The organism is Acidovorax sp. NO-1 (assembly GCF_000238595.1).
Lineage (GTDB): Bacteria > Pseudomonadota > Gammaproteobacteria > Burkholderiales > Burkholderiaceae_C > Acidovorax.
Genome location: NZ_AGTS01000093.1, coordinates 26,409 through 38,339, shown reverse-complemented (window position 1 = coordinate 38,339; position 11,931 = coordinate 26,409). Strand labels below are relative to the sequence as shown.

General features: G+C 67.7%; 11 protein-coding genes. 4 read left to right on the top strand and 7 right to left on the bottom strand.

All coding sequences use genetic code 11. The features are described from left to right. Positions 1-32 precede the first annotated feature (32 nt). From KYG_RS15315 to KYG_RS15290, 6 genes are all read right to left on the bottom strand, one after another. Positions 33-926 carry a DMT family transporter gene (locus tag KYG_RS15315; protein ID WP_008905832.1) on the bottom strand — a complete coding sequence of 298 codons (894 nt, stop codon included), beginning with the start codon at positions 924-926 and terminating at the stop codon, positions 33-35. An 87-nt stretch (positions 927-1,013) separates the two neighbouring features. Beyond that, a complete protein-coding gene (locus KYG_RS15310; protein ID WP_008905831.1) occupies positions 1,014-1,766 on the bottom strand; it encodes an amino acid ABC transporter ATP-binding protein in 753 nt (250 codons plus the stop codon). Beyond that, complete coding sequence (locus KYG_RS15305; RefSeq protein ID WP_008905830.1) at positions 1,763-2,545, bottom strand: amino acid ABC transporter permease; 783 nt, start codon at positions 2,543-2,545, stop codon at positions 1,763-1,765. Before KYG_RS15305 ends, KYG_RS15310 begins: the two co-directional genes overlap by 4 nt. Before the next feature lie 130 nt (positions 2,546-2,675). Beyond that, positions 2,676-3,440 (bottom strand): ABC transporter substrate-binding protein, encoded by a 765-nt coding sequence (locus tag KYG_RS15300; protein WP_008905829.1) that lies wholly within the window; start codon positions 3,438-3,440, stop codon positions 2,676-2,678. 201 nt (positions 3,441-3,641) lie between these two features. Next, a complete protein-coding gene (locus tag KYG_RS15295; protein ID WP_008905828.1) occupies positions 3,642-4,400 on the bottom strand; it encodes a TSUP family transporter in 759 nt (252 codons plus the stop codon). A 357-nt stretch (positions 4,401-4,757) separates the two neighbouring features. Continuing rightward, positions 4,758-6,434, bottom strand: a complete 1,677-nt coding sequence (locus KYG_RS15290) for a GMC family oxidoreductase (RefSeq protein ID WP_034694895.1) — start codon at positions 6,432-6,434, stop codon at positions 4,758-4,760. Positions 6,435-6,693: 259 nt separating this feature from the next. Between KYG_RS15290 and KYG_RS15285 the strand changes: the two genes are divergently transcribed. The 4 genes from KYG_RS15285 to KYG_RS15270 all read left to right on the top strand — a co-directional run bounded on the left by KYG_RS15285 (position 6,694) and on the right by KYG_RS15270 (position 10,495). Next, positions 6,694-7,818: an ABC transporter permease gene (locus KYG_RS15285; RefSeq protein ID WP_050813869.1), complete on the top strand. Its 1,125-nt coding sequence runs from the start codon at positions 6,694-6,696 to the stop codon at positions 7,816-7,818. Between the two features lie 126 nt (positions 7,819-7,944). After that, on the top strand, positions 7,945-8,820 hold the full coding sequence (locus KYG_RS15280; protein WP_008905825.1) for an ABC transporter ATP-binding protein: 876 nt from the start codon (positions 7,945-7,947) through the stop codon (positions 8,818-8,820). Beyond that, a complete protein-coding gene (locus tag KYG_RS15275; protein ID WP_008905824.1) occupies positions 8,820-9,785 on the top strand; it encodes an MlaD family protein in 966 nt (321 codons plus the stop codon). The genes KYG_RS15280 and KYG_RS15275 overlap by 1 nt, the downstream gene beginning before the upstream one ends. A 23-nt stretch (positions 9,786-9,808) precedes the next feature. Then, on the top strand, positions 9,809-10,495 hold the full coding sequence (locus tag KYG_RS15270) for an ABC-type transport auxiliary lipoprotein family protein (RefSeq protein ID WP_085942594.1): 687 nt from the start codon (positions 9,809-9,811) through the stop codon (positions 10,493-10,495). On the opposite strand, the gene KYG_RS15265 is transcribed toward KYG_RS15270, so the two are convergent. Then, complete coding sequence (locus KYG_RS15265; protein WP_008905822.1) at positions 10,492-11,895, bottom strand: NAD(P)/FAD-dependent oxidoreductase; 1,404 nt, start codon at positions 11,893-11,895, stop codon at positions 10,492-10,494. The genes KYG_RS15270 and KYG_RS15265 overlap by 4 nt on opposite strands. Positions 11,896-11,931: the final 36 nt, after the last annotated feature.

Here is an 11,931-nt window from a genome sequence, read left to right as displayed (position 1 = left end):
TTTTTTATGCATATTTTGGGGTGAAGATGCTTTCAGCCTGCCGCTGCGCTCGCCCTGGCCGGTGGCCGTAGCTGGCTGAACACCAGCGCCGCCACAATCAGCGCCGCGCCGGAGAACCCCGCCCAGCCCAGCCGTTCGCCCAGCAAGGCCCAGGCGGTCAGGGCGGCGAACACCGGCTCCAGCCCGAACACGATGGCGCTGCGCATGGCATCCACACGCTGCTGGCCCCAGGCCTGCAGCGTCACCACCACCACGCTGGCCAGCAGGCCCAGGTACAGCAGGGCCAACAAGGCATCGGTGGGCAGGCGGGCGGCGGCGCGCACCCAGTCCATGCCGCCGCCCTGCACCAGCAGCATGGCAGTGGAGGCCAGTGCCATCACCGTGGCCTGCGCGGCGGCCATGCGCGTGGCCCGCAGCGGCTGTGCGGCCGTGCGGCGCGCGCATTCCTCCAGCGCCAGGATGTACAGCGCGTAGAACACGGTGCTGGCCAGCGTCAGCGTATCGCCCAGGTTCCAGGGCTCGTTCTCGTGGAACATCAGTGCCATGCCCGCCAGTGCCATCACGCAGGCAGCCCACAGCCGCCAGCCATAGCGCCGACCCAGGAAGGCCATGGCGATCAGCGGCACCACCAGCACGTTGAGCCCGGTGACAAACGCATTGCGGTTGCTGCTGGTGCGTGCCAGGCCCTCGATCTGCAGCCAGAACGCGAGGAACAGCAGCAGGCCCAAAGCGCAGCCCCACAGCCGCTCGTGCCGCCGCATGCCCACCCACAGCGGTGCCAGCACCACCAGCGCAATCACAAAGCGCAGCCAGATGATCTGCAGTGCATCGAGGTGCGCCGAGAGCAGTTTCATCGCCGGAAAGGTGGTGCCCCACACCACGGTGACGGCCAGCAGGGCCATCAGGCCCCAGCGTTCAGTACGCATCGGAAGAATTCCCCAAATCCAAAAAGAAAAAGGGCCGCCGGTTGCCCGGCGGCCTCTGCCTTGCAGAGTGTGCGCAGCGCGGCCCGGTCAGTGGCTGACCTGGCCCAGGAACGCGCGGATGCGGTCGTTGGCCGGGTTGCCAAAGAACTCCTGCGGCGGCGCGTCGTGCGCGATGCGGCCCTGGTCGAAGAACATCACGCGGTCGGCGACCTCGCGCGCAAAGCCCATCTCGTGGGTGACCACGATCATGGTCATGCCACCACGCGCCAGGCCCCGCATCACGTCCAGCACTTCCTTGACCATCTCGGGGTCGAGTGCCGATGTGGGCTCGTCAAACAGCATCACCTTCGGCGCCATGGCCAGTGCGCGTGCAATGGCCACCCGCTGCTGCTGCCCGCCCGACAGCTGCCACGGGTACTTGTGCGCGTGGTCCTGCATGCCCACGCGGCGCAGCAGCTGCATGGCTTCATCATTGGCCTGCGTGCGCGGCGTGTGACGGATGCGGCGGGGTGCCAGCGTCACGTTGTCCAGCACGCTCATGTGGCCGAACAGGTTGAACTGCTGGAACACCATGCCCACTTCGCAGCGCTGGCGCTGCAGCGTGGCAAGGTCGTCGCACACCTCCACGCCATCGATGGTGATGCGCCCGCTGTCGTGCGGCTCCAGGCGGTTGATGGCGCGCAGCAGCGTGCTCTTGCCCGAGCCCGAGGCGCCGATGATCACCGTCACCTCGCCGGTGTGGAACACTGTGGAGACGTCCTTGAGCACCTGGTGCGCGCCAAACGACTTGCACACCCGCTCGGCCACGATGTAGGGCTTGGGCTGGTTGGTTGCCATCATAGGTTGCGACCCTCCACGTCAAAGCGGTACTCGACGGCGTTGGAGATCTGCGTGACCAGCGTGGTCAGCAGCAGGTAGGTGATGGCCACGGTGGTCAGCGTGGCAATGGGCTGGAAGGTGGCCGACTGGATCCGGTTGCCCACGTTGGTGAGCTCCACCACGCCGATGGCATAGGCCAGCGACGAATCCTTGAGCAGCGCCACAAAGTTGCTCACCAGCGGCGGCAGCGAAATCTTGAACGCCTGCGGAAACACCACGTCCAGAAACACGTGCATGCGGCCCAGGCCCAGCGCCTTGGCCGCCTCGGTCTGCCCGCGCGGCACGGCCAGCAGGCCGGCGCGCAGCGCCTCGGCGTTGTAGGCACCCACGTTCAGCCCCAGCGCCACCACTGCAGCGGCAAAGTCGGGCAGGTTCAGCCCCGGCACCAGCACCGGCAGGGCAAAGTACACAAACAGGATCTGCACCAAGAGCGGCGTGCCGCGGATGGCCCAGATGTAGATGCTGGCCACCCAGCGCAACACCGCCCAGCGGGCGGTGCGGGCCAGGGCCGCTGCCGTGCCCAGCACCAGCCCCACAGTGCCGCTGACCAGCGTGAGCCATAGCGTGGTGCGCGCACCTTCAGAGAACGCCTGGGCGTTGGGGCCAATCGGGTCCGGGAAGAACGACAGCACATGGCCCAGCAGCGAGAGGGCCAGCACCATCAGCACCAGCGCAGCGACCAGCGTGGCATTGCTGCGCTGTTGTCGGGACCAGCCTTGTGGCCAAAGAGCGAGAAGCATGGATCAGACGACCGGGAGGTCTTGGTTGGAAAGCGGGGTCAGCAGCCGCAGCGTGGCGCCTGCCGCCAAAACACCAAAGGGTGCGCAGCAGGCCCCTGGCCCGCTGCGCACCCCGGATGGTGTCGTGGTGTCAGTTGCAGCGTACGTCTTCGTTGAAGTACTTCTTGGAAACCGTGGTGTAGCTGCCATCGGCCAGCACTTCGGCAAATGCCTTGTTCCAGGCTTCTGCCAGGCCCGTGTTGCCCTTGGCCATCGCCGGGGCAATGCGCTCGACGAACAGCATGTCGCCCAGCTTGAAGCCGGCCTTGGTGTTCTTGGCGGCGGCTTCCTTGGCCACGAACTTGTCGCTCACCCAGGCGTCCACGCGCTTGGAAATCAGGGCGCGCTGGGCGTCGGTGTCCTGCGGAAAGTTCTTCACTTCCTTCACACCGCTGACCTTCTTGACCTGCTCCAGGTAGCTGGTGCCGGTTTGCACAGCCACCACCTTGCCGGTCAGGTCCTTGGCGTTGCGGATTTTTTCATCCATGGCCACGATGATGCCGCCCGAGCAGTAGTGGGGGTTGGCGAACGTGACGGCCTTGGAGCGCTCGTCGGTCACGCCGTGCGAGGCGATCACGGCATCCCAGCGGCTCTGGCCCAGGCCGGTCAGCAGGGCGTCAAAACCCAGCGTCTTCCATTCGAGCTTCAGGCCCATCTTCTTGACCACCAGCTCGGCCACTTCCACCTCGAAACCCGTCAGCTTGGTGCCTTCGAAGTAGTTGAACGGGGCAAACTGGCCTTCGGTGGCCACAATGATCTTGCCGTCCTTCTTGATCTCGTCCAGCGTGCGGGCCTGGACGGCGAGGGCAGCGCACAGCGCCACGGCGGTGACAACGGCAGACTTGAAAAACTTCATGACAGGTTCCTGTGGGGGTGGTTCAGGTACAAAAAATCCGGCATGCGGGTAGGCAAGCCGGAGCGGGTGAATGCAGGCATCGCCAACAGCGATGGGCCTCGTCATCAAACGGAAAAGTGCCGAAATTATAGGGCGCACGCCCGGTTGTGGGCCATGCAGGGGAACCCCGATGACGCAGGCCACCGCCCGCTGTAGGCGGCCCTACCGCAGGAATGCGTCATATCCGGTCTTCAGGATCAGCGTGCTGACCACCAGGATGAAAATCCACCGCACAAAACCCGTGCCGTGCTTGAGGGCCAGGTGCGTGCCCAGCAGGCTGCCCACCACATTGGCGATGGCCAGGGTCACGGCAAAGTGCCACCACACATGGCCCTTGGCCGCAAACAGCGCGATGGCAGCAATATTGGTAGCGCAGTTGAGCAGCTTGGCCGAGGCCGAGGCGTTCAGGAAGTCATAGCCCAGCAGCCGCACGAACAGAAACACGAAGAAGCTGCCGGTGCCCGGGCCGAAGAAGCCGTCGTAGAAGCCGATGAGCACGCCGATCAGGCAGGCCACCCCCACTTCGGCCCTGCCTGCAAAGCGGGGAGTGTGGTGCCGTCCCAACTCTTTCTTTGCCAGCGTGTAGACCAGCACCCCCAGCAGCACCAGGGGCAGCAGCTTGCGCAGGAAGTCGGCTGACATCACCGTGACGGCCCAGGCCCCTGCAAACGAGCCCGCAAAGCCTGCCGCCGCCGCAGGCAGCATGGCCGACCAGCGCACCTGCACCTTGCGGCTGTACTGCCAGGTGGCCATGGCCGTGCCCCACACCGAGGCCGCTTTGTTGGTGCCCAGCAGCGTGGCAGGCGGCGCGCCAGGGAACGCCGCAAACAGTGCGGGCACCATAACCAGCCCGCCACCACCCACGATCGCATCGACAAAGCCCGCCAGCAGCGAGGCCAGGGTAATAAAAATCCATTCCATCGCAGGATTTTCGCAGCTTGCCTGCTATGAATTCAGGACTTGCCCGAGCCTCGTCACACGGGGGTGCAGCGTACGACGGGCAAGAAAAAGGCGCTGGGATCGCCAGCGCCTGGAAAAAAAACGCACCTCAAGGGGTGCTTGAAATTTGGTTATTGGTAGAAAGGATGTCTCCTCGGGCCCCTCGCTTGGCACACCGAAGCGCGCTTTCGAGTGCCGCCACTGTAACGGCTGCACTCCGCTGGTGTATTGGGGGTTTCCCGCCCCCGTTGTGCCCCGTGCCCGGGCCAGCGGGCTGAAGGCTGCGCCGTTCTGGTGCCACCCGCTGGTGCCGCATCCGGCACCCCAAAGGTGCCTGGCTTACCGCACCTGGCGCGCCTGCAGGATCCACTCCGCCGCCTTTTCCGCAATCATCAGCGTGGGCGAGTTGGTGTTGCCGCTGGTGATGGTGGGCATGGCACCGGCGTCCACCACCCGCAGGCCCGCAATGCCGCGCACGCGCAGTTGCGAGTCCAGCACCGCCATCGGGTCATCGTCCCGCCCCATCTTCGTCGTGCCCACGGGGTGGAAGATCGTGGTGGCAATGTCACCGGCCAGGCGCGCCAGGTCTTCGTCGCTTTCAAACTGCACGCCGGGCTTCCACTCCTGGGGCTGGTATTTGGCCAGCGCTGGCTGGGCCACGATGCGGCGCGTGACGCGCAGGCTGTCGGCGGCCACCTGGCGGTCTTCGGCGGTGCTCAGGTAGTTGGGCGCGATGGCGGGCGCGGCCCTGAAGTCGGCGCTCTTGATGTTCACCGTGCCCCGGCTGGTGGGGTTGAGGTTGCACACACTGGCCGTGAACGCCGGAAAGCTGTGCAGCGGGTCGCCGAAGGCGTCGAGCGACAGCGGCTGCACGTGGTATTCGATGTTCGGCCAGGGCTGGTCGGGGCTGCTGCGGGTGAACGCGCCGAGCTGCGACGGGGCCATGCTCATCGGTCCGGTGCGTCTGGCGGCGTATTCGAGCCCGATCCGCGCCTTGCCCCAGAGCGAGCTGGCCATGGTGTTGAGGGTGGGCACGCCGCCCACCTTGAAGACCGCGCGGATCTGCAGATGGTCCTGCAGGTTGGCGCCCACGCCGGGCAGGTCGTGCACCACGTCGATGCCGTGCTGGCGCAGCAGCGCGGCCGGGCCGATGCCGGACAGCTGCAGCAGCTGCGGCGAATTGATGGCCCCCGCGCTCAGGATGACCTCGCCCGTGGCGTGGGCCGTGACCATCTCCTTGCCGTTCCACACCAACACGCCGGTGCAGCGCTTTGTGCCGTCGGGCTGCGTGGCGACGATGAGTTTGGTTGCGTGGGAACGGGTCCACATCGTGAAGTTGGGGCGGCCGTAGCAGGTGGGGCGCAAAAACGCCTTGGCTGTGTTCCAGCGCCAGCCGCTCTTCTGGTTGACCTCGAAGTAGCCCACGCCTTCGTTGGTGCCGCGGTTGAAGTCGTCCGTGGCCGGGATGCCGGCCTGCTGCGCGGCCTGGGCAAAGGCGTCCAGCACGTCCCAGCGCAGGCGCTGTTTCTCCACGCGCCACTCGCCGGTGCTGCCGGTGGACCTGTTGCCGTGCAGGCGCTGGAAGTTTTCGTCGGCGGTGCCGAGCTGGTCCAGGCGCCAGTGGTCCTCGTGGCGGCGAAAGTACTGCAGGGCGCTGTCCCAGCGCCAGCTGGCGTCGCCCGTCAGTTCGGCCCACTGGTCGTAGTCGCGCGCCTGGCCGCGCATGTAGATCATGCCGTTGATGCTGCTGCAGCCGCCCAGCGTCTTGCCGCGCGGGTAGCGCAGGGTGCGGCCGTTCAGGCCGGCGTCGGGCTCGGTGTTGTAGAGCCAGTCGGTGCGCGGGTTGCCGATGCAGTACAGGTAGCCCACGGGGATGTGGATCCAGTGGTAGTCGTCCTTGCGGCCCGCCTCGATCAGCAGCACGCGGTGGCGGCTGTCGGCGCTCAGGCGGTTGGCGAGCAGGGCGCCGGCCGTGCCCCCGCCAATGATGATGGTGTCAAACGTGGAGTCGCTCATGGGCTGCAAGGCAAAGGTGTAACGGTGGCCCATTGTGCGGATAGCGCATGCCCTGTCGATAGGGGGCAAGGCGTTTGCTATATATTTAATAGCTGTTGGCGCTTGATGGTATTGCGTCAGACACTGATTTGATAATAATTACACGCCACGGGCCCCCGTCTGTGGTTGGCGGCCCTTTGTCTGACGGTCGGCAGCCGCCGGGCTCCGCTACCATGCACGCTCACTTTTGTTTCTGGCGGCATCTTGTGCCGCCCTGTCCATGACCGATCACGCGCCCCGCATTGTTCACACCGAGACCCCCCAGGGGCCGTGTGCGCAGCTGCGTGGGCGGTGGGGGGCGGCCGAGCTGGGCGTGGCGGCCCAGTGGGCGGCCGTGTCAGGCCAGTTGAGCAGCCATCCGGCGGCGCCCGCCCTGGGGTGGGACTTGCGCGAGCTGCAGTGGCTGGACCACGTGGGCGCGCAGCTGCTGTGGAACCACTGGCAGCACGCCTGGCCGCAGCAGCTGGCCTGCACCGAGGGTCAGCGGGCCATCCTGTCCCGCGTGGCAGAGTTCACCGCCCCGGCCCCACCGCCCGAGCCCTGGCGCCTGGGCGAGCAGATCGACCACCTGGGTGTGATGGTGCTGCACGGCGTGGACCACGGGCGCCACCTGCTCCAGATGGTGGGCCAGCTGGCGCTGGACATCGGGCGGCTGGCGCGCGCACCGCGCCGCGGGCCGTGGCGCGATGTGTCGGGCCATCTGTACCGCATGGGCGCCACGTCGCTGCCCATCACCGCGCTGGTGGGGTTCCTCATCGGCGTGGTGCTGGCCTACTTGATGAGCCTGCAGCTGCGCCAGTTTGGCGCCGAATCGTTCATCGTCAACATCCTGGGCATCTCGCTGATCCGCGAGCTGGGCCCGATGCTGGCGGCCATCCTGGTGGCGGGGCGTTCGGGCTCGTCGATCACGGCCCAGATCGGCGTGATGCGCGTGACCGAAGAGCTCGATGCCATGCGCGTCATGGGCATCCCCCACGGGTTTCGCCTGGTGATGCCACGCACCCTGGCGCTGGCCATCGCCATGCCCCTCATCAGCGTGTGGACCACGCTGGCGGCGCTTGCGGGCGGCATGCTGGCGGCCGATCTGGTGATGGACATCTCGCCCGCGTATTTTGTGCAGGCGCTGCCCGCCGCCGTGCAGGTGGGCAACCTGGGCCTGGCCATGGCCAAGTCGGTGGTGTTTGGCGCGCTGATCGCGCTCATCGGCTGCCACTGGGGGCTGCGCGTCAAGCCCAACACCCAGAGCCTGGGCGAAGGCACCACGGCATCGGTGGTGTCCTCCATCACCATGGTGATCATCGTGGACGCGGTGTTTGCGGTGGCTTTCAAAAACATTGGCATATGACCAGGAAGCCCCCCCTGAGCCGCTTCGCGTCATCCCCCCAAGGGGGGACGCCACCCGTGGCCTGGCAAAGCCAGCTCCACGGTGGCACTGGCATTGGGACGCGCCAGTTTCAACGGGAGCGAGGCCATGACTGAGCGCATCGCCAAGCCCGCGCACATCTTCGTCGCGCCAGACGAGCCGCCCATCGTGGACGTGCAGGGCCTGTGGACGCAGTTTGGCAAGGGCGATGAAATTTTCACCGTGCACCAGGACCTGAACTTCAGCGTGCAGCGCGGAGAGATGCTGTCGCTGGTGGGCGGCTCGGGTACGGGCAAGACGGTGCTGCTGCGGCAGATCCTGGGCCTGGCCAAGCCAGCGCGCGGCAGCGTCACGGTGCTGGGGCGCCCGGCGGCCGATATGGGGCGCGAGGGCGCGGCCAGCCGCGTGGGCATGCTGTTCCAGCACGGCGCGCTGTTCTCGGCCTTCAACGTGCTCGACAACGTGGCCTTTGCGCTGCGCGAGCAGGGCACGCTGCCGGCCGAACTGGTGCGCGATGCCGCTCTGGTCAAGCTGCAGATGGTGGGCCTCAAGCCCGAGCATGCCACGCGCATGCCGGCAGACCTGTCGGGCGGCATGGTCAAGCGCGTGGCGCTGGCGCGGGCGCTGATCATGGACCCGCCGCTATTGCTGCTGGATGAACCCACGGCCGGGCTCGACCCGAGCAGCGCGGACGACTTTTGCGCCCTGCTGCGCGAGTTGCGCGCATCGCTGGGCCTGACCGTGATCATGGTCACGCACGACCTGGATACGCTGTTTGCGCTCTCCACCCGCGTGGCCGTGCTGGCCGACAAGAAGGTCATCGTCACCGGCCCGCCGCACGAGGTGGCGCGTTTCAAGCACCCGTTCATCGAGCACTTTTTTCTGGGTGAACGTGGCCAGCGTGCCATGGCCCCGTTGCAATCCGTGGAGCAGACCGTGGCACCACCCGCCGCCCTGCCCACGCCTGACAAGGAAGGCACCTGATGGAAAACAAATCCCACGCCCTGGCCGCAGGCATCTTTGTGCTGGTGGTGGCCGCGCTGCTGGCCGGTCTGGCCGTCTGGCTCACGCGCGACAACGCTAACTACGAGCAGTACGAGCTGTCCACCAAGGACGGCGTGACCGGCCTGCAGCCCCAGGCCGCCGTGCGCTACAAGGGCGTCTCGGTGGGCAAGGTGACGCGCATCGGTTTTGACCCCCAGGTCGAAGGCAATGTGCTGATACGCATTGCGGTGAACGAGCAGGCGCCCATCGGCCCCAAGACCTTTGCCGTGCTGGGCTACCAGGGCGTCACCGGGCTGGCGCATGTGCAGCTCGATGACGCCGAGCAGCCCTACCCCGAACTGCCGCCCGGCCCCAGCGGCCTGCCGCGCCTGCCGCTCAAGCCCTCGCCGTTTGGCCAGCTGGCCGAGCAGGGCCCCGCCATCCTCACGCAGGTGGAAGAAGCCACGCGCCGCATCAACCAGGTGCTGGGCGACGGCAACCAGCAGAAGCTGACCGAGGCACTGACCCAGATCGGGCAGGCCGCAGGCAGCGTCAGCGCCCTGAGCCAGCGGCTGGATGCCACCGTGGCGCAGCGGCTGGACCCGGCGCTGGCGGCGCTCCCGCCCCTGGCCAGTGAAGCCCGCAAGACCCTGCTGACGGTGCAGCAGGCCGGCAACAGCGTGTCGGCCCTCGCGGCCGATGTCAGCAAGACCACCCAGCGCCTGGGCGCCGAGGGCGGCCCCATCGACCAGATCACCGTCGGCACGCAGGCGCTGGCCCGCGCGGCCGACCAGTTCGGCACCACCACACTGCCGCGACTGAACCGCGCGGCCGACGACACCTCGCGCGCCGCCCGCCAGCTCAGCCGCACAGCGGGCGGGGTGTCTGACAACCCGCAGCTGTTCATCTACGGCTCCGGCCGCATCCCGCCCGGCCCCGGCGAGCCGGGCTTTGCTGCACCGTGAGGAATGTTGTGATGCAAAATACTATGAAAAACATAGCTGTTCGCGCTTATCCATCAAGCGCCAGAGCCACTTTTGGTTCAATTTTTGTGGTGCTGGCACTGGTGCTGGCAGGCTGCTCGGCGCTGCCCAGCCCGCCCTCGCGGCCCGTGCAGTACGACCTGGGCCCGAGCCCCGTGGCCGATGCGCCCGCCGAGCGCCTGGCCCCGCTGCCACCCCTGGCGCTGGCCGACCTGGACGCCCCCGGCCTGCCCGACGGCAGCAACGCCGTGCTCTACCGCCTGGCCTATGCCGACGCGCAGCAGCTGCGCCCCTACAGCCTGGCGCGCTGGAGCCAGCCGCCTGCGCAGCTGGTGCAGCAGCGCCTGCGCGAACAGCTGGGCCAGCGGCGCGCCATCCTCAAGGCCGAAGATGCGGCCGCCCAGGCCCGCGATTCCGCCCAGGGCGGGCGCTTGCCCACGTTGCTGCGGGTGGAGCTGGAGGAGTTCAGTCACATCTTCTCCAGCGCCACTGAAAGTGCCGGGGTGGTGCGCCTGCGCGCCACGCTGTTCGATGTGACGCGGGCCGGCGAGTCGCTGCGCGGGCATCAGGTGTTCACCGTGCGTGCAGCCGCACGCAGCGCCGATGCCGCCGGTGGCGTGGCGGCGCTGGCTGATGCGTCGAACCAGGCCGCGCTGCAGGTGGCGCAATGGGTGGAGCAGCTCGGGCGTTAGTCCCGTGCTTGGGCCTTGAACGGGCCACCGTGCGGAGCGCCCGGCTGCGCCGCCCTGCCACCCGGCTCGACGATTCCCGTCACCACCCGCGCATAGCGCGCAAAGCTCCAGTACGCCCAGGCCCAGTCCATCAGCACCACCAGACGGTTGCGAAAGCCGATCAGGAAGTACACGTGCGCAAACAGCCAGAAAAGCCAGGCGAAATAGCCCGAGAACCGCACCGGCCCCGCGGGTGATGTGAGGTCCACCACGGCCGAATTGCGCCCGATGGTGGCCAGGTTGCCATAGTCGCGGTAGCGGAACGGCTCGGTGGGCTGGCCCGCCAGGCGGCGCAGGATGTTGGCGGCCGCAGCGCGCCCCATCTGCTTGGCAGCGGGCGATACACCGGGGACGGGCGTGGGCGCTTGCCCGGGCGCGTGGCTGTGCGCGGCGGCCAGGTCGCCGATGACGCTGATCTCGGCGTGGCCGGGCAGCGTCAGGTCCGGCGCCACCAGCACGCGGCCCGCCCGGTCGGTGGTGCACCCGGTGGCAGCGCCCAGCTGGCGGCCCAGCGCCGAGGCGGCCACACCGGCAGCCCAGACCATGCATTTGCTTTTAATTTGATAGCTGCTGGCGCTTGATGGGATTGCGCTGGAAGGCGATTCGACAAAAAGTCCATCGCCGTCAATGGCCGTGACGCGGGCGTTCAGGCGCACCTCCACGCCCAGCTTTTCGAGCTGCTCCCGGGCGCGCTCGCTCAGCGCCTCGGGCATGGCCTGCAGCACGCGTGCCCCGCCTTCGAGCAGGATGATGCGGGCAGCGGCCGGGTCGATGTGGCGAAACTCGCCGGGCAGCGTGTGCCGCGCAATCTCGGCCAGCGTGCCGGCCATCTCCACGCCGGTGGGCCCGCCACCCACCACCACAAAGTTGAGCCAGTCGGCGCGGCGGGCCGGGTCGGACTCTTTCTCGGCCGCCTCGAACGCCAGCAGGATGCGGCGGCGGATCTCGAACGCGTCGTCCAGCGTCTTGAGGCCCGGTGCGTGCGGCGCCCAGTCATCCCGGCCAAAGTAGCTGTGCGTGGCGCCCGCCGCCACGATGAGGTGGTCGTAGGGCAGGTGCGGCCCGTCCTGCAGGTGCACGGTGCGGGCCGCAACGTCGATGTGCGTCACCTCGCCCAGCAAGGTGGTGGCGTTGGGCTGGCGGCGAAACAGGTGGCGGATGGGCGCCGCAATCGCGGGGGCCGACAGGCCCGCCGTGGCCACCTGGTAGAGCAGCGGCTGGAAAAGGTGGTGGTTCGTCCTGTCCACCAGGGTGATGTCCACCGGCGCGCTGCGCAGCGCCCGGGCGGCCTCCAGCCCGCCAAAGCCACAGCCGATGATGACGACGCGCGGGCGCCGGGAGGGAGGTGCAGAAAGGGTCATGCCGCCATTATTGGAGCGCCACGCGCCCCGCTGCGT